Here is a 19,837-nt window from a genome sequence, read left to right as displayed (position 1 = left end):
TTTTCACAGGTGCGTTTGCATGCCCCAGCTGCCCGGTTACCCCGCCCATCCGCACCGCTTCGAGGTGCGCCCCGGCCTGTCGATGAACTATCTCGACGAAGGCCCGCGCGATGGCGAGGTGGTGGTGATGGTCCACGGCAATCCGTCGTGGAGCTATTACTGGCGCACCCTGGTGGCCGGGTTGTCGGACAGATACCGCTGCATCGTGCCGGACCATATCGGCATGGGCCTGTCGGACAAGCCCGATGACGCGCACTACGACTACACCCTGCAGTCGCGCGTGGATGACCTCGACGCGCTGCTCGCGCACCTGGGCATCACCGGCCCGGTGACCCTGGCCGTGCACGACTGGGGCGGCATGATCGGCTTCGGCTGGGCGCTGTCGCACCACGCGCAGGTCAAGCGCCTGGTGGTGCTCAACACCGCCGCCTTCCCGATGCCGGCCGCGAAGAAAATGCCGTGGCAGATCGCGCTGGGCCGCCACTGGACGGTGGGTGAGTGGATCATCCGCACCTTCAACGCCTTCTCGTCCGGTGCCTCGTGGCTGGGCGTGGAGCGGAAGATGCCGGCCGAGGTGCGCCGCGCCTACGTGTCGCCGTACAACAGCTACGCCAACCGCATCAGCACCATCCGCTTCATGCAGGACATCCCGCTGTCACCGGCCGACAAGGCCTGGTCGCTGCTGGCGCGCGCCGGTGAGGCGCTGCCTTCGTTCGCCGACCGCCCGGCCTTCATCGGCTGGGGCCTGCGTGACTTCGTGTTCGACCACCACTTCCTGGCCGGCTTCCAGGCCGCACTGCCGCAGGCGCAGGTGCATGCCTTCGAGGATGCCGGGCATTACGTGCTGGAAGACAAGCACGAGGTGCTGGTGCCGAAGATCCGCGCGTTTCTGGACGCGAACCCGATCTGAGCCGTTGGTATTGACGCTGGGTCGCATCCGACCCCGTCGGTAGAGCCGACCGTTGGTCGGCTGCTTTCTGGTCGGCTGCTTCTGCCCCGGCGTCATAACACCCGGCGCCCCCAACTACGCTGCGATCGGTGCCTGCGGCGGTGCCGGGGAATTGCCGTTGTCATCGGGATGATCATCGTCATTGTCCGCCTCGTCCCGCCAGCGCCAATCGGCCAGGGTCAGCGCCGGCATGCCGTGCGCCACGCGCGCCTTGTCGCACTGGGGGCTGGCCTTGCCGTACTCCCACGAGGCATCCACCTCACGGCAGACGCTGGGGCGGTTGGGGTGGATGCTGCAGCGCGAGTACACGCCGATCTCCGCATCCAGCGCCACGCAGTACACCGGCTTGGACAGCGTGCCGCGCATGCACAGCCGGTGCGGGTCCAGCACCTGGGTGAGCTCGTGCGGGACGCCACCGGGGGTGACCTCGTCCGATTCCATCCAGTGGAAGGCCACACGGTATTGGGTGCAGCAGGCGCCGCAGGTGAGGCAGGGATGGGGCATGGGGCACCGGCTGAATACACGTAGATCCACGCCATGCGTGGATGGGTGGGAAGGCCGCGAATTTTCCACGCCCTTGGCCGGCGCGCAAGATTTTTCTGCAGCGGCGACAATGAACGGATGAACAGCGCCATCAATATCGCCGCGCGCCTGCCCGAGCTGGCCCGTGAACGCCCCGACCAGATCGCCATCCGCTGCCCCGGCAAGCCCGGGCCCGGCGGCATGGCGCGTTATGACGTCACCCTGGATTACCGCACCCTCAACGCCCGCAGCGATGCGATGGCGGCCGGGCTGGCCGCGCACGGCATCGGCCGCGGCGTGCGCGCGGTGGTGATGGTGCGGCCCTCGCCGGAATTCTTCCTGCTGATGTTCGCGCTGTTCAAGAACGGCGCGGTCCCGGTGCTGGTCGACCCGGGCATCGACAAGCGCGCGCTGAAGCAATGCCTGGACGAGGCGCAGCCGGAGGCCTTCATCGGCATCGGCCTGGCCCACATGGCGCGCCTGGTGCTGCGCTGGTGCCGCTCTGCGCGTCTGCTGGTGACCGTCGGCCGTCGCTGGGGCTGGGGTGGCACCACCCTGGCCCGGCTGGAAGCCCAGGGCGCCACGGCGGCACCTGCGCTGGCCCCGACCGATGGCGAGGATGTCGCGGCGATCCTGTTCACCAGCGGCTCCACCGGCGTGCCCAAGGGCGTGGTCTACCGCCACCGTCATTTCGTCGGCCAGGTCGAGCTGCTGCGCGCCGCCTTCGGGATGGCGCCGGGCGGGGTGGACCTGCCGACCTTCCCGCCGTTCGCGCTGTTCGATCCGGCGCTGGGGCTGACCTCGGTGATCCCGGACATGGACCCGACCCGCCCGGCCCAGGCCGATCCGCGCAAGCTGCATGACGCCATCAACCGCTTCGGCGTCACCCAGCTGTTCGGCTCGCCGGCGCTGATGCGGGTGCTGGCCGATCACGGCCAGCCGCTGCCGAGCGTGCGCCGGGTGACCTCGGCCGGTGCGCCGGTGCCGCCCGACGTGGTCGCGCGCATCCGCCGCCTGCTGCCCGATGACGCCCAGTTCTGGACCCCCTACGGCGCCACCGAGTGCCTGCCGGTGGCCGTGATCGAAGGCCGCGAGCTGGAGAACACCCGCCAGGCCACCGAGGCCGGCGCGGGCACCTGTGTCGGCCGCGTGGTCGCGCCGAACGAGGTGCGCATCATCGCCATCGATGACGCGCCGCTGCCGGGCTGGTCGCAGGCGCGCGTGCTGGCCGCCGGCGAGGTGGGCGAGATCACCGTGGCCGGCCCGACCGCCACCGACAGCTACTTCAACCGCCCGCAGGCCACCGCGGCGGCGAAGATCACCGAAACCCTGGCCGATGGCAGCACGCGTGTCGTGCACCGGATGGGCGATGTCGGCTACTTCGATGCGCAGGGCCGGCTGTGGTTCTGTGGGCGCAAGACCCAGCGCGTGGAAACCGCGCAGGGCCCGCTCTACACCGAGCAGGTCGAGCCGGTGTTCAACGCGCTCGATGGCCTCGCCCGCACCGCGCTGGTCGGCGTGGGTGCACCGGGCCGGCAGGTGCCGGTGCTGTGCTACGAGCTGCTGCCCGGTACCGTCGATTCCCCCGCGCTGGTCGAGCGGCTGCGCCGCGAGGCCGCCGCGCACGCGCATACCGCGCGCATCGAGCGCTTCCTGCTCCACCCGGGCTTCCCGGTCGACATCCGCCACAACGCAAAGATCGGCCGCGAGAAGCTCGCGGTCTGGGCCACCGCGCAACTGGAGCAGCACGCATGAAGATCCTCGTGACCGGTGGCGGCGGCTTCCTCGGCCAGGCCCTGTGCAAGGGGCTGATCGAGCGCGGTCACCAGGTACTGGCGTTCAACCGCGGCCATTACCCCGCGCTGCAGGCGATGGGCGTGGGCCAGATCCGCGGTGATCTGGCCGATGCGCAGGCAGTAATGCATGCGGTGGCCGGGGTCGATGCGGTCCTCCACAACGGGGCCAAGGCCGGTGCGTGGGGCAGCTATGACAGCTACCACCAGGCCAACGTGGTCGGCACCGACAACGTCATCGCGGCCTGCCGCGCGCACGGCGTGGGCAAGCTGGTCTACACCTCCACGCCCAGCGTGACCCATCGCGCCACCCATCCGGTCGAGGGCCTGGGTGCGGACGAGGTGCCGTATGGCGAAAACTTCCAGGCACCGTATGCGGCCACCAAGGCCATCGCCGAGCAGCGCGTGCTGGCCGCCAACGATGCGCAGCTGGCCACCGTCGCGTTGCGGCCCCGGCTGATCTGGGGCCCGGGTGACCAGCAGCTGGTGCCGCGCCTGGCCGAGCGCGCCCGGGCCGGCCGCCTGCGCTTTGTCGGTGATGGGCAGAACAAGGTCGATACCACCTACATCGACAACGCCGCACTCGCCCACTTCCTGGCTCTGGAACACCTGGCCCCGGGCGCGGCCTGCGCCGGCAGGGCGTACTTCATTTCCAACGGCGAGCCGCTGCCGATGCGCGAGCTGCTCAACAAGCTGCTGGCCGCCGTGGAGGCCCCGCCGGTGAGGAAGTCGATCAGCTTCAAGGCGGCCTACCGGATCGGCGCGGTCTGCGAGCGGCTGTGGCCGCTGCTGCGCCTGCGCGGCGAACCGCCGATGACGCGCTTCCTGGCCGAGCAGCTGTGCACCCCGCACTGGTACAGCATGGAACCGGCGCGCCGCGACTTCGGTTATGTGCCCCGGGTCAGCATCGAAGAAGGGCTGGCCCGGCTGGCATCTTCATCGAACGCACAGGATTCCATCACTCCCTGAACACCGCAGGTTGGTGAACATGGCCCCACGCCAACTCCGGCACGCATCAACGCGAGGGTCGACATGCTGCATTACGCCGTCATCTTTTTTGTCATCGCCATCATCGCGGCGGTACTGGGTTTCTCGGGCATTGCCGGCGCTGCCAGCAACGTTGCCTGGATCCTGTTCGTCGTCTTCCTGATCCTGGCGGTGGTGTCGATGTTCCGCAAGCGGACCTAGTGTCCGGCGCGTCCCGCGCCACCTCTCTCCGGCGTGGGACGCGCTGCGGAAATCACGACGGCCTGACATCGGCAACGATGTTCAGGCCGTCGTTGCGATGGAGCTGCGCAGATCGCGCTCGTGCGCGTGCCGCGCCATCGCCAGTTCCAGCAGCCGCGTGATCAGCGCGGTGTAATCCAGCCCACTGGCCGCCCACAACTTCGGGTACATGCTGATCCGGGTGAAGCCGGGCAGCGTGTTGATCTCGTTGATCACCACCTCGCCAGCCGAGGTCAGGAACACATCCACGCGTGCCAGGCCGGCACAATCCAGTGCCTGGTAGGCCTGCACGGCGATTTCCCGGATACGGGACTGCTCCGCATCGGTGATGGCCGCCGGCACCACGATGTCCGCACCGCTTTCGCTGATGTACTTGGTGTCGTAGGAATAGAAATCATCGTGCACGACCACCTCGCCACAGACGCTGGCTTCGGGGTGCTCGTTGCCCAGCACCGCGCATTCGATCTCGCGGCCGTCGATCGCCGATTCCACCAGCGCCTTGTGATCGAACGAGAGTGCCAGCGCGAGCGCGGCATGGAATTCCGCTTCAGTGCGCACCTTGCTCACGCCCACCGAGGAGCCCTGGTTGGCCGGCTTCACGAACAATGGCGTGCCCAGCGCGGCGACCAGCGCGGGGTAATCGGCCCGGGCCGCCGTGACCCGGTTGAAGCAGGCGAACGGCGCCACCGCCAGCCCGGCATCGCGCAGCAGGCGCTTGGCCACGTCCTTGTCCATCGCCACCGCCGAGCCGAGCACGCCCGAGCCCACGAAGGGCAGGTTGGCCATGCGCAGCAGGCCCTGCAGCGAGCCATCCTCGCCCAGCGTGCCGTGCACGATCGGGAACACCACGTCGATCTGCTCCAGCGCGGTGGCCGGATCGGTCGGGACCAGCTGCTGGCGCTCCAGGCCCGGCCGCACCGCCACCGCATTGCCCGAGCGGTGCAGCGCGATCCGTGCCGGGTCACCGGCATTGAGCAGGAAGTCGCGCGGGTCGCTGACGTGCCACTGGCCCTGCTTGTCGATGCCGATCAGGCTGACCTCGAAGCGGTCCTTGTCCAGTGCATCGAGGATGTTCTTCGCCGATTGCAGCGAGACCTCGTGCTCGGCCGAACGGCCGCCGAAGATGATGCCTACCCGGGTCTTGCCCATGCCTGTTGCCGCTCCTGCCTCTTCTGGAACCACACAGGATGGACCGGCGCGCGGTGCATGGCAAAACGCGCAACGCGTGATGCCCGCGGACGCCCGCCGTTCAAGGGGGCACGGTAGAATGCGGTGATGGCCCGTTCCCTGCTCTCTTCCCTCAAGCCGCTGGCTGGCAATGCGCTGCAGCTCACGCTCAACCGCGCGCTGGCGCTGGACCCGGACACCCGCAGCGCGCTGGCCGCGCTGGATGGCCGCCACATCGCCCTGACCCTGGAATCGCCTGCGTTGGCGATGCGGATCGGGGTGGACGGTGAGCGGCTCACGGTCGGCCCGGTCGATCCGCAGCAGGAGCCGGACCTGGCCGTGCGCAGCACGCTGGGCGGGGTGCTGGCCCAGCTGCCGTTCCTGGCCAATGCACGCCGTGGCGGTGATGCGCCGGCCGGGCGGGTCAAGGTCTCCGGCGATGCCGAGCTGGCCCGCCGCCTGCAGCAGCTGGCGACCCGTTTCGATCCGGACTGGCAGCAGCCGTTCGTGCGCGTGTTCGGCGAGGTCATGGGCGTGCAGATCGCCAATACCCTGCGCTCGGCACTGCAGCACGCCCGCCGCGGCGCGTCCGACCTGGCGCACAGCGCCGCTGAATTTGTCACCGAGGAGTCGCGCGACGTGGTACCCCGAGCAGAACTGGATGCCTTCCACGACGATGTGGACGTGATGCGCGACGACGTTGAACGCATGGCCGTGCGCGTCCAGCGCCTGCGGCAGGTGGGCGCATGAAGGCGATCTTCCGGGCCAACCGCATCGGCCGCATCATCCTGCGCTACCGCCTCGACGATCTGCTCCAGGGCACCCCGGCCGAACGCTGGCTGCGCCTGGCCAAGCCGTTCGTGCCACGTGCCTCGGCCGACATCGCCGCACAGTCGCGCGGTGCGCGCCTGCGCCTGGCGCTGCAGGACCTGGGCCCGATCTTCGTCAAATTCGGCCAGATCCTCTCCACCCGCCGTGACCTGATCCCGGCCGATGTCGCCAACGAACTCACCCTGCTGCAGGACCGGGTCAAACCGTTTGATGGCGCCGCCGCGCAGGCCATCGTCGAGCGTGCGCTGGGCCGCCCGGTCAGCGAAGCGTTCGCCAGCTTCGATCTGCAGCCGCTGGCCTCGGCCTCGATCGCGCAGGTGCACGCGGCCACGCTCGCCGATGGGCGCCAGGTGGTGGTCAAGGTGCTGCGCCCGGACATCGAAAAGCAGATCGACGCCGACATCGCGCTGCTCAAGTCGGCCGCCGCGCTGATCGAGCGCGCGCACCCGCGCGCCGACAAGATCCGCCCGCGCGAGGTGGTCGCCGAAGTCGAAAACACCCTGGCCGCCGAGCTGGACCTGCAGCGCGAAGGCGCCAATGCCAGCGTGCTGCGCCGCAACTGGATCGACTCGGACGATCTGTACGTACCGGAAGTGATCTGGAGCCATACCGCCGAGCGCGCGCTGACCCTGGAGCGCGTGTGGGGCATTCCCTCGGACGACATCGTCGCGCTGGACAAGGCCGGCATCGACCGCAAGGCGCTGGCCGCCAAGGGCGTGCGGGTGTTCTACACCCAGGTGTTCCGCGACAACTTCTTCCACGCCGATGCGCACGCCGGCAATATCTGGGTCGACACCGATCCGGCGCGCCGCGACAACCCGCGCTTCATCGCGCTGGATTTCGGCATCATGGGCCAGCTGTCCGAAGAAGATCAGTACTACCTGGCCGAGAACTTCATGGCCATCTTCAACAAGGATTACCGGCGCATGGCCGCGCTGCATGTCGAGGCCGGCTGGATGCCCAACAACGTGCGCATCGATGAACTCGAAGCGGCCGCGCGTTCGGTGTGCGAACCCTATTTCACCCGCCCGCTGTCGCAGATCTCGCTGGCCGAGGTGCTGATCAAGCTGTTCCGCGTGGCCCAGCGCTACGAGCTCACGCTGCAGCCGCAGCTGATCCTGCTGCAGAAGACACTGCTCAACATCGAAGGTGTCGGCCGTCAGCTCGATCCGGAACTGGACATCTGGGCGGTCGCGCGGCCGGTGCTGGAACGCATCCTGCGCGAGCGTTACAGCCCGCGCCGCGTGCTCAAGGAAGTGCGCAAGCGCCTGCCTGAAATCATGACGCATACGCCGGACATGCCGCGCCTGGTCCACGCCTGGCTGCGCCAGCAGGTGGAAGGCGACCACGAATTGTCGATGCGCTCGCGCGATCTGGCGGCGCTGAACGTCAGCGTGCAGAAGCTGCAGAAGCGCGCGGTGGCCGCGATCGCCGGCGTCGGCCTGATGATCGTCGCTGCGGTGCTGTATGGCCTGCAGCCAGGTGGCTGGTACTTCGGCGATGCCCCGGTGTGGAGCTGGGTGACCGGCGCGGCGGGCGTGTTCTCGCTGGCCAGTGCCTGGTGGCGCCGATGAGCGCGATCGAGCTGCAGGCAGAGGCCATCGCCGAGGCGCCTGTTGCGCTTCCGCCCCTGCAACTGCTGCACCTGGACGACCAGCTTGCCGTGGTCAACAAGCCCGCCGGGCTGATGGTCCACGACAGCAAGCTCGCCCGGGGCGAAGACGACTTCCTCGCCGACCGCCTGCGCGAACAGCTCGGCAAGCCGATCTTCCTCGTCCACCGCCTGGACCGCGCCACCAGCGGCTGCCTGCTGCTCGCCTTTGATCGCGAAAGCGCCAGCGTGCTCGGCAAATCGCTGATGGGCGGCGACGTCACCAAGGATTACCTCGCGATCTGCCGCGGCTGGCCGGCCGACGAGGCCTTTACCGTCGACCATGACCTCGATGGCGGCCCCGGCAAGCCGGTCAAGAAGCAGGCGATCACCCACTTCCAGCGCGTCGCCGTGGGCGAGATCGCCATTCCGATGGGCGAGTTCGAGACCTCACGTTACGCCCTGCTGCGCTGCCAGCCGCAGACCGGTCGGTTCCGTCAGATCCGCCGCCACCTCAAGCACCTCTCGCATCACCTGATCGGCGACACCAGCCACGGCGACGGTCGCCACAACCGCAGCTTCCGCATGCAGGGCATCCACCGCATGCTCCTGCACGCCGAGCGCCTGCGCTTCCCGCACCCGGACGGCACGCCGATGGACATCAGCGCGCCCGTGGACGGCGAATTCTGCAAGGCGATGGATCTGTTTGGTTGGGTCGTGCGATAGCCGACCAACGGTCGGCTCTACTTCACGACAGCCGACCAACGGTCGGCTCTACCGGTTATTTTTTTGCCGGCGCCGGCTCATTGACGATCGCTTCCAGGTCCTTCTGCAGATCCACGAACAGCGGCTGCATCTTGGCCTGGATCGCCACCATCACGTTCTGCATCAGTGCCGGCGTCTTGTCCAACAGGCTCTGCCCCGCCGAGCTCTCATAGAACTCCGCCATCGCCAGCACGTCTTCCTTGCTGAAGGTCTGCTTGTACAGATCCACGTACATCGGCCGCAGCTCCTTCCAGGACAGCGCCTGACGCACGGTCTGGCTGGTCCGCTGCTCGATCCGCTGCAGCTGGGCCTGCTGTGTCGCATCCAGCTGACGCTGCTGCGCCACCTGCTGGAACTGCTGGCGCTGCATCGCCTCGATCTGCGGCAGCATCGTATCGAGCATGCTCTGCGCGCGCGAGGCGGCCAGCAGGCGGTTGATGTCGGCATCCGACGGCGGCGCGGCCAAGGCCGGCGCGATCGCGGCCAGGCCCAGCGCCAGGGCCAGAGTGAGGCGGGTCAGGCCGCGGCGGGCCAACGGGCGGATCAGGGACATGGCGGAGCATCCTGCGTTGCGTGGACTCCGGAGAATACCTGCGATGGCGTCATCAGGCCGTAATTGAGGACGTTATCGGCGACATCCACGCACGTTGCAGTCACCCGACCGGCGGTCCTCCCCTTACAATGCCGCCCATGGGCAACGGGCCAGTCACCATCAGCGCGCACCTGACGATTCCGGATACGGAACTCGTCGAGCGGTTCGTGCGCGCCAGCGGCGCCGGTGGCCAGAACGTCAACAAGGTCTCCACCGCCGTCGAACTGCGCTTCGACGTGGCCGGCTCGCCTTCGTTGCCCGAGCCGTTGCGCGCGCGCCTGCTGGCCCGCCGCGACCGGCGCATGACCGGCGAAGGCGTGCTGGTCATCGATGCACAGCGTTTCCGTACCCAGGACCGTAACCGCGAAGACGCGCGCGATCGACTGGCCGCCTTCATCCAGGCGGGGCTGAGCGTGCCCAAGGCACGCGTGGCCACCAAGCCGACCTACGGGTCGAAACTGCGTCGTCTGGACGCCAAAAAGGGGCGCGCGCAGATCAAGCGCGGGCGCACCACACGCAATTGGGAGTGATTGCTTGAACAACCGAAGTCCGTTGTTGCCGGTGGTTCCGCCGAACATGCCGCAGGTCAAACCGAACCGTTTCCTCCGCTGGCTGGCCCGCTGCACGCTGCGCCTGGGCGGCTGGAAAGTGACCGGCACCCTGCCCGATGTGCCCAAAGTGGTGTTCATCATCGCCCCGCATTCGTCCAACTGGGACGGCTTCTGGGGCATGGCGGCGAAGATCGCGCTGGGCATGCAGGTCAAGGTGCTCGGCAAGGCCTCGCTGTTCTGGTGGCCGCTGGGCCCGCTGCTGCGCAAGCTCGGCGTCATCCCGCTGGACCGCAGCTCACCGCAGGGCACCGTGGAGCAGGCGGTCAGCCTGATCCGGGGCTCGGACCGCCTGTGGTATGCGATCACGCCGGAAGGCACGCGCAAGGCGGTGCAGCACTGGAAGGCCGGCTTCCTCAAGATCGCGCGCATGGCCGATGTACCCGTGCTGGCGGCGTACTTCCACTACCCGGAAAAGACCATCGGCATCGGCCCGTTGTTCCATCCCACCGGCAACGACGTGGCCGACATGGCCGCGATCCGCGCGTACTATCGCCCCTGGCAGGGCAAGACCCGCGGCACCGTCTGAGCGCCGCCGGGCGGGTCGGGCGGAGTAGCCCCCACGGCCCGCACAGCCACGCGCCACGACCGGCACATGCCGCCTGCGGGCTTTGGGAGTAGGGTGATCGGCTGCGGGATTTTCCGTCCCGCGCCCTCATCCAAGGAGCCCGTTTCATGTCGCGTACCGTAGTTTTGGCCGCTGCCATCAGCCTGGCGCTGGCGGCCTGTTCCGGCAAGGAGTCCACCCCCGTGACCGATACCCAGCCCGCCCCGACCCAGCAGCCGGCCGATGCGTCCGCCAACCCGCTGTTGAGCGCCAGCACGCTGCCGTTCCAGGCGCCGCCGTTCGACAAGATCAAGGACAGTGACTACCTGCCGGCCTTCAACGAAGGCATGAAGCAGCACCTGGCCGAAGTCCGCAAGATCGCCGACAACCCCGAGCCGGCCACCTTCGACAACACCATCGAAGCGCTGGAGCGCAGCGGCGAGACCCTGACCCGCGTGTCGCGCATCTTCTTCGGCCTGGTCCAGGCCGACACCAACGATGCACGCCAGAAGGTGCAGGAAGAAGTCGCCCCGAAGCTGGCCGAGCACCAGGACGAGATCAACCTCGACCCGAAGCTGTTCGCCCGCATCAAGACCATCTACGACCAGCGCGATGCGCTGGGTCTGGACCCGGTGCAGAAGCGCCTGGTCGAGCGTGACTACCAGGAATTCGTGCGCGCCGGCGCGCAGTTGAACGATGCCGACAAGGCCTCGCTGCGCAAGCTCAACGTGGAAGAAACCACACTGGCCACGCAGTTCCACACCCGTCTGGTGGCCGCGACCGCCGCCGGTGCCGTGGTGGTCGATGACAAGGCCAAGCTGGCCGGCCTGGACGAGGATGCGATCAACACCGCCGCCGCCGATGCCAAGGCCCGCAACCTCGATGGCAAGTACCTGCTGCCGCTGCAGAACACCACCCAGCAGCCGGTGCTCGGCTCGCTGAGCGACCGCGAGCAGCGCGCCGCCGTGCTCAAGGCGTCGGAAACCCGTGCTGAAAAGGGCGACGCCAACGACACGCGCGAGACCATCCAGCGCCTGGCCCAGCTGCGCGCGCAGAAGGCCAAGCTGCTCGGCTTCGAGAACTACGCCGCCTACAGCCTGGCCGACCAGATGGCCAAGACCCCGGCCGCCGCGCTCAAGCTGCTGACCGACACCGTGCCGGCCGCTACTGCCAAGGCGCGTGGCGAGATCAGCGAAATGCAGAAGGTGATCGATGCGCAGAAGGGCGGTTTCAAGCTCGCTGCCTCCGATTGGGACTTCTACGCCGAACAGGTGCGCAAGGCGCAGTACGACCTGGACGAATCGCAGATCAAGCCGTATTTCGAGATGGACAACGTGCTGCAGAACGGCGTCTTCTACGCCGCCACGCAGCTGTACGGCATCACCTTCAAGCCGCGTACCGATATCCCCACCTACCACCCGGACATGAAGGTCTACGAAGTGTTCGACAAGGACGGCACCTCGCTGGCCCTGTTCTACACCGACTACTTCAAGCGTGACAGCAAGTCCGGTGGCGCCTGGATGGACGTGTTCGTCGAACAGGACGGCCTGACCGGTGCCAAGCCGGTGGTCTACAACGTGTGCAACTTCACCAAGCCCGCCGCTGGCCAGCCCGCGCTGCTGAGCTTCGATGACGTGACCACGATGTTCCATGAGTTCGGCCATGCGCTGCACGGCATGTTCTCGAAGGTGAAGTACCCGTCCATCGCCGGTACCAGCACCTCGCGCGATTTCGTCGAGTTCCCCTCGCAGTTCAACGAGCACTGGGCGCTGGACCCGAAGGTCTTCGCCAACTACGCCAAGAACTACAAGACCGGCGAGCCGATGCCGCAGGCGCTGGTCGACAAGATCCTCAAGGCCCGCACCTTCAACCAGGGCTATGCGACCACCGAGTATCTCTCGGCGGCCCTGCTCGACCTGGCCTGGCACACCCAGCCGGCCGACGCCAAGCTGCAGGACGTGGCGCCGTTTGAAGCGGCCGCGCTGAAGAAGTTCAAGGTCGACCTGCCGCAGGTGCCGCCGCGCTACCGCACCAGCTACTTCGACCACATCTGGGGCGGCGGTTATTCGTCCGGCTACTACGCCTACTTCTGGGCCGAAGTGCTGGACCATGACGCCTTCGAGTGGTTCAAGGAGAACGGCGGCCTGACCCCGGAGAACGGCCAGGTGTTCCGCGACAAGATCCTCTCGCGCGGCAACAGCGTGGAGCTGGCCGATCTGTACCGCGAGTTCCGCGGCAAGGATCCGTCGGTGGAGCCGCTGCTGGTCAATCGTGGCCTGAAATAATCGCGGCATCCCGGTAGGTACCGACCGTTGGTCGGTACGCCGGTGACTGGCCGATACGCCTGCCACCGGTACACGCTGAAACGAAAACGGCAGGGGAAACCCTGCCGTTTTTTTTGGTTGCGGCTCCGCTGGGGCGGGCGCTGGGCCCCTATGCCCTTTCCGGCGAATGTCCTCCGGCGTCGGCCTGCGGCCGCCGCCTCCCCCTTTATTTCGCCTCCAAGGGCATAGGGGCCCAGCACCCGCCCCACCGACTCCGCGCATCACGTCCCCACGTGCACGCCTTCGGCGATCTCACTGCACCCCAGGTGATCCAGCGCGATCTCCAGCGCGTGCATGTAACTCTGCGCGCAGTAGCCGCGCGCCACGCCGATGCGCTGGCCCACCTCCGCTGGCAAGCACGCTTCCGGTGCGCGCGCATCGTCGTCGTGCACTTCCACGTAGGCGTTGTGCAGATGCGGCAGCAGGCGCTGCAGGCGCGCGCTGTCCACGCACGCACCCGGATCGAGCAGGGTGACTTCGCCGCGGCTGTGATCGGCCACGCGCAGGGCATCCAGCAACTCCTGCTCCGAGCCGCACGCGCGGATCGCCACCGTGGTGCCCGCATCGATCGCACGGTGCACCAGGGATTTGAGAACGAGCGGCGGCAGCGGCTGCGCAGTACGGATCAGCTGCCCGGCCGCTTCCGGCCCCCGGATGATGAAGATCGACATGGCTCAGCCCTCCACGGCCTGCAGGCGATGGGCAGCGATCGCCAACGACAGGCGACAGGCATCCTGGCGGCCGCTGCTGCACACCACCCGCGCGGCCGGGGCATGCTGCGGATGCAGGTGCTCGTCCAGCGCGTCGTCGTCGTTGCTGGCCATCTCGATGTACGGCGCCGGCAGGTCCTCCAGCGCGGTGCGCAGCGCCTGGCCATAACGAGCCCACTGCGGTGCATCGACCGCCGCGGTGGCGATCAGGACCAGCGCCGGGCGGCTGCGCTGGGCACGCTGCAGGCAGCGCACCAGGGCCGGCAGGGAGTCGCAGTCGCGGCAGGCCAGGCGGTGCCCGGCGACCCGCGCAGGCAGCGGCGACGCGTCCGGCACGGCGTTCGACGGTGTGTGCCGGATCAGCAGGATGGTCATGGAACGTCTCTTCGAAGCGCCCTTTGGCGCGGTGTCGCCACGATGCGGCCGCGCCCCGTAAAACCGCGATGCCGACCGGACGGCCCCTGCGTAAACAGTGCGTAGCTTTTTCAGCGCGGGGCAGGGAACTTGCCCGCCGTCCATCCGGTCACAGCCACACACTTCCTGGAGCGCCCGTATGGACACCCCCGCCGCCGCTGCCCCCACCGACCATCGCCTGCTGCGCTGGCTGAAGAAGGAAGCCCTGCCGCTGCTGGTGATGCTCGGCCTGCTCGCCGCGGCGCGCGACACCTTGGCCAATCACTACCAGGTGCCCAGCGGCTCGATGCAGCACACGCTGATGCCGGGCGACCGGGTGGTGGTGGACATGCGTGCCTACGGCGTGCGCCTGCCGTTCACCTCGATGGAGCTGCTGCACACCGGCCAGCCGCAGCGGGGTGACGTGGCGGTGTTCGATTCACCGCAGGACGGCACCCGCCTGATCAAGCGCATCGCGGCGGTCGGCGGGGATCGGGTCGAGCTGCACGATGGTCACCTGAGCATCAATGGCCATCCGCTGGCCCAGGCCGGGGTCGGCGAGATCGAAGACTTCGGCCAGCATCTGGCGCAGCTGGATCTGGGCCAGGGCGGCGGGCCCGATATCACCGGGCTGACCGTCCCGGCGGGCGAGGTGCTGATGCTCGGCGACCACCGCGGCAACAGCGCCGACGGCCGCTTCTTCGGCCTGGTCCAGGCCAGCGCGCTGTATGGCAAGGCGTCGCACGTCTACTACCGCCGTGGGGAAGGCCTGACCTGGCAGGCGCTGTAATCCCGGCCACGATCTAAATCGATATCTGGATCGTCTCGATTCAGATCTATCAGGTTATGGATCGACCTGCCGGCGCTGCCTATCCTGAGCGCTGACTCCTCGCTCCGGCCCGTCCACGCGGGCCTTACCGGCATGAATGGCGACACCGCAGCGGTCCCCGATCGCAGCTCCCCGGCCACCGCAGCGGCGGACGGCGATCAGATCCAGCAGGGCACCCCGGCCTTCCGGCGCACGGCGGCCGCGCTGTTCCTGGCCGGCTTCTCCACCTTCGGGCTGCTCTACACGGTGCAGCCGCTGCTGCCCGAATTCAGTCGCCACTTCGGCGTCTCCGCAGCCAACAGTGCGCTGACCCTGTCGCTGACCACCGGTCTGCTGGCGGTCTCGATGCTGATCGCGGGATTGATCTCCGACCGCATCGGGCGCCGCAGCGTGATGGTCGCGGCGTTGCTGGCGTCCAGCGTGTTGTCTGTCGCCACCGCGATGGTGGATGACTGGACCACGCTGCTGGTGTTGCGCACGCTGCTCGGCATCGCGCTCAGTGGCGTACCGGCGGTGGGCATGACCTACCTCGCCGAAGAAATGGACAGCCGCGCGCTGGGCCTGGCGATGGGCCTGTACATCGGCGGCAACGCGATCGGGGGCATGAGCGGTCGTCTCATCGCGGGCATCGTTGCCGACCATTGGGGCTGGCGCTGGGGCATTGGCGTGGTCTCGCTGATCGCACTGCTCAGTACCGTGCTGCTATGGATCCAGCTGCCGCCGTCACGCCACTTCCAGAGCCGTCGCGGGGGACTGCGCGAACTGCCTTCGCGCTGGCGCAGCCTGTTCGGCGATCCCGGCTTGCCGTGGCTGTTCGCCACCGCCTTCGTGTTGATGGGTTTGTTCGTCACCCTCTACAACTACCTCGGCTTCCACCTGCTCGCGCCGCCGTATGGCCTCAGCCAGACCGTGGTCGGCCTGATCTTCAGCGTGTACCTGGTCGGCACCTTCAGCTCGGCGTGGATGGGGCAGCAGGCCAACCGCCATGGCCGCAGCCGCGTGCTGGCGATCTGCTACGGACTGATCGCGCTGGGCATCGTGCTGCTGGCGATGCCGTGGCTGGGCTGCATGGCGGCCGGCATCGCGCTGGTGACGTTCGGCTTCTTCGGCGGCCACTCGGTGGCCAGCAGCTGGGTCGGCAGCCGCGCCGGCGCGATGCGCGCCGAAGCGTCCGCGCTGTATCTGTTCGCCTACTACCTGGGCTCCAGCGTGGCCGGTGTGCTTGGCGGTGTGTTCTACACGCATTGGGACTGGCTGGGCGTGTGCGGTTTCGTCGGCGTACTGACCGTGGCCGGTGGCGTGATCGCCTGGCGCCTGGGCCAGCGCGTGCAACCGGCCGCCGCCGCGCTCGCGCTCAGCCGCTGACACCCTGCAGCAGCCGGGTGAAGTGACCGATCAACGGCGAAGCTGTGCCGCGGCGGCAAGCCACGTGCACTTCCGAACTGGCTGCTCGATCACTGAGTGCGACGAAGCGCGCGCCGTCCACCTGGATATGGCTGCACGAGGCGGGTAGCACCGTTACCCCCAACCCTGAGGCCGCGAGGCTGATCAGTGTCGAGGCTTCCCCGGCTTCCTGCACGATGCGCGGCGTGAAGCCGGCGCCCCGGCACAACGCGATGAAGTGATCGTGGATGCCCGCGCCGACCTCGCGCAGGAACCCGACGAACGGCTCATGCGCGAAAAGCCGCAGCGCCACCGCCGCATCGGCCGGCAACTCACGTACCAGCGGATGCTGGTCGTGCACCACCAGCGCGAGCGGATCACTGAACAGTTTGCGTGACATCAGCGGCGCGGGCAGGGCACGTTTGCGGATCAACCCGACATCCAGTTCGCCGGCCATCAGCGCATCGATCTGCTGCAGGGTGTTCATCTCGCGCAGCTTCAACTGCACCTGCGGAAACTGCTGGCGGTAGGCGAAGATCGCGCGCGGAATCTGCGTGGACAGCGGGGTGGCCCGGGTCAGACCGATGCGCAGTTCGCCGGTTTCCCCGCGCTGCGCGCGCTGGGTCAGATCGATCGCGGTATCCACCCGCGCCAGCACCTCGCGCGCCTGCTCCTGCAGCACGCGCCCGGCGTCGGTGAGTTCCACGCGGCGGTTCGCACGCAGGAACAACCGCGCGCCGAGCAGCGTTTCCAGCTGACGGATCTGCTGGCTGAGCGGTGGCTGCGACATCCCCAGCCGCTCGGCCGCGCGGCCGAAGTGCAGTGTCTCGGCGACGGCCAGGAAGTAGCGCAGGTGGCGGAGTTCGATGGACATGGGGCGTGCGTCAGCGCTCGGAATGACCACTTTCATCATAGCTGCGCGGACTGAACAGGTCCGGCTGGATCAGCTCGATGAACGCCCGCGCCTGCGGTGACAGGAAACGCCCGCGCCGCACGATCACCCCATAGCTGCGCTCCGGGAACCACGCACTCATCGAGCGCGTCACCAGTTTCTCGCGATCAGCATCGTGGAGGCAGAGCGCCGGCACGATCGAGATGCCCATGCCCATCGCGACGTACTGCTTGATCACTTCCCAGCCACCCACCTCCAGCGCCACGGTGTAGGGCAGCCGATGCCGCTGGAACACCTGGTCCACCAGCCGGTACGTGATCTGGCGTTTGGGCGGCAGCACCAGGGGGTACTGCGAGATCGCCTCCAGGCTCAGTTCGCCATGCGCCAGCGGATGATCGGGCGGGGCGATCAGCACCTGCTCGAAGCGGTAGGCCGGGGCGTAGCTGAGGTCGGCCGGCACGTCGGTCATCGAGCCCACCGCCAGGTCCGCCGCATCGCTGCGCAGCAGGTCGGTGCCGTCGGCGCTGATCGCGTTGTGCAGGGTCAGGCGGACATCCGGGTGGCGCTGGCGGAAGCGCTCCACGATGCGCGGCAGCAGGTACAGGATGGTCGAGCTGTTGGCCGCGATGTTGAGCTCGCCGGCATCCAGCCCCTTCACCTTGTCGCGGAAGCTGGCCTCGAGCCCGTCCAGGTTCTCCACCAGCGGCAGCGCCATCTCATACAGCAGCTGGCCTTCGCGGCTGGGCACCAAGCGGCGGCCGCTGCGCTCGAACAGGCTGACGCCCAACTCGCGCTCCAGCGCCTGCAGTTGCTGGCTGATGGCCGGCTGGCTGACGAACAAAGCCTCAGCTGCCCGTGAGACTGAGCCGAGGCGGACCGTCTGGCAGAACGCCCGCAGCGGCTTGAGCCGGTCGGATTTGTAGGAAAACCGGGGACTTGGCGTGCGCGGCGTGGGCATGGCGTCATGAGTATAAGCACACCTTATGTAAGCCATTGCAATAACTGCTTTGTCAAATATCGGCGCGGCGGCGCACGGTGGAGCTCAACCGCACCGCAGGAGCCCGCCATGTCCGCCGTCGCTTACGCCACCGCCCAGCCCACCCCCGCCGATGCACCGGCCACCCCCGGCATCGCCCTCACCACCCAGCTGGCTGGCCAGTCCGCGCTGCTGCCGGCGGGGGTACTGGCGCTGCTGGTGTCGCTGCACCGGGCGGTGGAGCCGGAGCGTCAGCGCCGGCTGCAGGCACGGGTGGCCCGCCAAGCGTTCTTCGATGGCGGCGGCCTGCCGGACTTCCGTGCCGATACCGCCGAGATCCGCGCCAGCGACTGGCACGTCGCCCCGCTGCCGGAGGCGCTGCAGGACCGCCGGGTGGAGATCACCGGCCCGACCGACCCGAAGATGGTCATCAACGCGCTGAACTCCGGCGCCAAGGTGTTCATGGCCGACTTCGAGGATTCCACCGCCCCGGCCTGGCGCAACCTGCTGGCCGGCCAGCAGGCGCTGATCGGCGCGGTGCGGGGCGATCTGACCTACACCGGCCCGTCCGTCGATGGGAAGCCGGGCAAGCAGTACACGCTGCGGCCGTTCAACGAGCAGGCCGTGCTGATCGTCCGCCCGCGTGGCTGGCACCTGGATGAGAAGCACGTGCGCATCGATGGCCAGCCGATTGCCGGTGGCCTGTTCGATGCGGCGGTGTTCGCCTTCCACAACGCCCGTACGCTGATGTGCAGGCAGCGGGGGCCGTACTTCTACCTGCCCAAGCTGCAGAGCATGGAAGAGGCGGCACTGTGGGAGACCGCGCTGTCGCACATCGAGGGCATGCTCGGCCTGCCGCATGGGCAGATCAAGGTCACCGTGCTGATCGAAACGCTGCCGGCGGTGTTCGAGATGGATGAGATCCTGCATGCGCTGCGCGACCGCATCGTCGGCCTGAACTGTGGCCGCTGGGATTACATTTTTTCCTACATCAAGACCTTCCGCCGGCACGCCGACAAGGTGCTGCCCGAGCGCGGCCAGGTGACAATGACCCAGCCGTTCCTGAAGGCCTATTCGGAGCTGCTGATCCGCACCTGCCACCGCCGTGGCGCGCATGCGATGGGCGGCATGGCCGCGCAGATTCCGATCAACCACGACGCGGCCGCCAACGAGCAGGCGATGGCGCGGGTGCGGGCGGACAAGCTGCGCGAAGTCACCGCCGGCCATGACGGCACCTGGGTCGCCCACCCCGCGCTGATCCCGGTCGCGCAGGCGATCTTCGACGAGCACATGCCCGGACCGAACCAGCACCGCGTGCTGCGCAACGACGTGCAGGTGGGCCGCGATGACCTGATCGCCGCGCCCACCGGCACCATCACCCGCGCCGGTTTCGAGGGCAACGTCGAGGTCTGCGTGCGCTACCTGGCCGCCTGGCTGGACGGCAACGGCTGCGTGCCGATCCACCACCTGATGGAAGACGCGGCCACCGCCGAGATCAGCCGCAGCCAGCTGTGGCAGTGGCTGCATACCCCCGGCCAGCACCTGGACGACGGCACCGCCATCGACCTGGCCCTGCTCGACGCCACCCTGGCCCAGCTGCCGGCGCGGCTGGGCGATAGCGCCGCGCTGCCCGGCAGCGCCCGCATCCCCGAGTCCATCTCGCTGCTGGCCGACCTCAGCCGCCGCGAGGAGCTCACCGACTTCCTGACCCTGCCGGCCTACGACCGCCTCGACTGAC

20 protein-coding genes are annotated in these 19,837 nt (G+C 68.2%); 13 read left to right on the top strand and 7 right to left on the bottom strand.

Going from position 1 to position 19,837, the window contains the following annotated elements; all coding sequences use genetic code 11:
* The first annotated feature begins 19 nt into the window (after positions 1 to 19).
* On the top strand, positions 20 to 910 hold the full coding sequence (locus tag ABE483_RS03420; protein WP_346462726.1) for an alpha/beta fold hydrolase: 891 nt from the start codon (positions 20 to 22) through the stop codon (positions 908 to 910).
* A gap of 114 nt (positions 911 to 1,024) precedes the next feature.
* On the opposite strand, the gene ABE483_RS03415 is transcribed toward ABE483_RS03420, so the two are convergent.
* The gene (locus tag ABE483_RS03415; protein ID WP_152154128.1) at positions 1,025 to 1,453 is read right to left on the bottom strand and encodes a YkgJ family cysteine cluster protein; all 429 of its coding nucleotides are present in this window, start codon (positions 1,451 to 1,453) and stop codon (positions 1,025 to 1,027) included.
* A 117-nt stretch (positions 1,454 to 1,570) separates the two neighbouring features.
* On the opposite strand from ABE483_RS03415, the gene oleC reads away from it, so the two are divergent.
* The 3 genes from oleC (at position 1,571) to ABE483_RS03400 (ending at position 4,452) form a co-directional block, all read left to right on the top strand.
* Positions 1,571 to 3,226: an olefin beta-lactone synthetase gene (gene oleC, locus ABE483_RS03410; protein ID WP_346462725.1), complete on the top strand. Its 1,656-nt coding sequence runs from the start codon at positions 1,571 to 1,573 to the stop codon at positions 3,224 to 3,226.
* Positions 3,223 to 4,233 (top strand): 2-alkyl-3-oxoalkanoate reductase, encoded by a 1,011-nt coding sequence (gene oleD / locus ABE483_RS03405; RefSeq protein WP_313208914.1) that lies wholly within the window; start codon positions 3,223 to 3,225, stop codon positions 4,231 to 4,233. The genes oleC and oleD overlap by 4 nt, the downstream gene beginning before the upstream one ends.
* A gap of 63 nt (positions 4,234 to 4,296) precedes the next feature.
* A complete protein-coding gene (locus tag ABE483_RS03400) occupies positions 4,297 to 4,452 on the top strand; it encodes a DUF1328 domain-containing protein (protein WP_019184873.1) in 156 nt (51 codons plus the stop codon).
* Positions 4,453 to 4,533: 81 nt separating this feature from the next.
* Here ABE483_RS03400 and ddlA read toward each other — a convergent pair whose 3' ends face one another.
* Positions 4,534 to 5,640 (bottom strand): D-alanine--D-alanine ligase, encoded by a 1,107-nt coding sequence (gene ddlA / locus ABE483_RS03395; RefSeq protein ID WP_346465399.1) that lies wholly within the window; start codon positions 5,638 to 5,640, stop codon positions 4,534 to 4,536.
* A 126-nt stretch (positions 5,641 to 5,766) separates the two neighbouring features.
* Here ddlA and ABE483_RS03390 point away from each other — a divergent pair, with 126 nt between their 5' ends.
* Genes ABE483_RS03390 through ABE483_RS03380 form a run of 3 tightly spaced genes read left to right on the top strand, consistent with a single transcriptional unit; the run spans position 5,767 to position 8,806 of the window.
* Positions 5,767 to 6,408, top strand: coding sequence for an SCP2 sterol-binding domain-containing protein (locus tag ABE483_RS03390; RefSeq protein WP_019184871.1), 642 nt, complete (start codon positions 5,767 to 5,769; stop codon positions 6,406 to 6,408).
* Positions 6,405 to 8,063 (top strand): ubiquinone biosynthesis regulatory protein kinase UbiB, encoded by a 1,659-nt coding sequence (gene ubiB, locus ABE483_RS03385; RefSeq protein WP_346481115.1) that lies wholly within the window; start codon positions 6,405 to 6,407, stop codon positions 8,061 to 8,063. Before ABE483_RS03390 ends, ubiB begins: the two co-directional genes overlap by 4 nt.
* Positions 8,060 to 8,806 (top strand): pseudouridine synthase, encoded by a 747-nt coding sequence (locus ABE483_RS03380; protein ID WP_346481114.1) that lies wholly within the window; start codon positions 8,060 to 8,062, stop codon positions 8,804 to 8,806. The genes ubiB and ABE483_RS03380 overlap by 4 nt, the downstream gene beginning before the upstream one ends.
* A 55-nt stretch (positions 8,807 to 8,861) precedes the next feature.
* Here ABE483_RS03380 and ABE483_RS03375 read toward each other — a convergent pair whose 3' ends face one another.
* Positions 8,862 to 9,398: a DUF2059 domain-containing protein gene (locus ABE483_RS03375; protein ID WP_313219865.1), complete on the bottom strand. Its 537-nt coding sequence runs from the start codon at positions 9,396 to 9,398 to the stop codon at positions 8,862 to 8,864.
* Positions 9,399 to 9,535: 137 nt separating this feature from the next.
* On the opposite strand from ABE483_RS03375, the gene arfB reads away from it, so the two are divergent.
* From arfB to dcp, 3 genes are all read left to right on the top strand, one after another.
* Positions 9,536 to 9,967 carry an alternative ribosome rescue aminoacyl-tRNA hydrolase ArfB gene (gene arfB / locus ABE483_RS03370; protein WP_121044396.1) on the top strand — a complete coding sequence of 144 codons (432 nt, stop codon included), beginning with the start codon at positions 9,536 to 9,538 and terminating at the stop codon, positions 9,965 to 9,967.
* A 46-nt stretch (positions 9,968 to 10,013) separates the two neighbouring features.
* A complete protein-coding gene (locus tag ABE483_RS03365; RefSeq protein ID WP_313208918.1) occupies positions 10,014 to 10,574 on the top strand; it encodes a lysophospholipid acyltransferase family protein in 561 nt (186 codons plus the stop codon).
* Positions 10,575 to 10,720: 146 nt separating this feature from the next.
* On the top strand, positions 10,721 to 12,877 hold the full coding sequence (gene dcp / locus ABE483_RS03360) for a peptidyl-dipeptidase Dcp (protein WP_046272277.1): 2,157 nt from the start codon (positions 10,721 to 10,723) through the stop codon (positions 12,875 to 12,877).
* Positions 12,878 to 13,137: 260 nt separating this feature from the next.
* Here dcp and ABE483_RS03355 read toward each other — a convergent pair whose 3' ends face one another.
* The gene (locus tag ABE483_RS03355) at positions 13,138 to 13,587 is read right to left on the bottom strand and encodes a 3-dehydroquinate dehydratase (protein WP_346465407.1); all 450 of its coding nucleotides are present in this window, start codon (positions 13,585 to 13,587) and stop codon (positions 13,138 to 13,140) included.
* A gap of 3 nt (positions 13,588 to 13,590) precedes the next feature.
* The gene (locus ABE483_RS03350) at positions 13,591 to 14,001 is read right to left on the bottom strand and encodes a hypothetical protein (protein WP_046272279.1); all 411 of its coding nucleotides are present in this window, start codon (positions 13,999 to 14,001) and stop codon (positions 13,591 to 13,593) included.
* Positions 14,002 to 14,179: 178 nt separating this feature from the next.
* Between ABE483_RS03350 and lepB the strand changes: the two genes are divergently transcribed.
* Positions 14,180 to 14,809: a signal peptidase I gene (gene lepB / locus ABE483_RS03345; RefSeq protein ID WP_313219868.1), complete on the top strand. Its 630-nt coding sequence runs from the start codon at positions 14,180 to 14,182 to the stop codon at positions 14,807 to 14,809.
* Between the two features lie 132 nt (positions 14,810 to 14,941).
* Positions 14,942 to 16,213, top strand: coding sequence for an MFS transporter (locus tag ABE483_RS03340; RefSeq protein ID WP_346481113.1), 1,272 nt, complete (start codon positions 14,942 to 14,944; stop codon positions 16,211 to 16,213).
* Here ABE483_RS03340 and ABE483_RS03335 read toward each other — a convergent pair.
* Positions 16,203 to 17,105 carry a LysR substrate-binding domain-containing protein gene (locus ABE483_RS03335; RefSeq protein WP_123731080.1) on the bottom strand — a complete coding sequence of 301 codons (903 nt, stop codon included), beginning with the start codon at positions 17,103 to 17,105 and terminating at the stop codon, positions 16,203 to 16,205. The two genes, ABE483_RS03340 and ABE483_RS03335, sit on opposite strands and share 11 nt — an antisense overlap.
* A 10-nt stretch (positions 17,106 to 17,115) precedes the next feature.
* Positions 17,116 to 18,081, bottom strand: a complete 966-nt coding sequence (locus ABE483_RS03330; RefSeq protein WP_346481112.1) for a LysR substrate-binding domain-containing protein — start codon at positions 18,079 to 18,081, stop codon at positions 17,116 to 17,118.
* A gap of 108 nt (positions 18,082 to 18,189) precedes the next feature.
* Here ABE483_RS03330 and aceB point away from each other — a divergent pair, with 108 nt between their 5' ends.
* Complete coding sequence (gene aceB / locus ABE483_RS03325) at positions 18,190 to 19,836, top strand: malate synthase A (RefSeq protein ID WP_346481111.1); 1,647 nt, start codon at positions 18,190 to 18,192, stop codon at positions 19,834 to 19,836.
* Position 19,837 lies beyond the last annotated feature (1 nt).

Origin of the sequence: Stenotrophomonas sp. TWI602, assembly GCF_039674045.1 — a bacterium.
Lineage (GTDB): Bacteria > Pseudomonadota > Gammaproteobacteria > Xanthomonadales > Xanthomonadaceae > Stenotrophomonas.
This window is presented reverse-complemented; position numbering and strand designations above follow the sequence as displayed.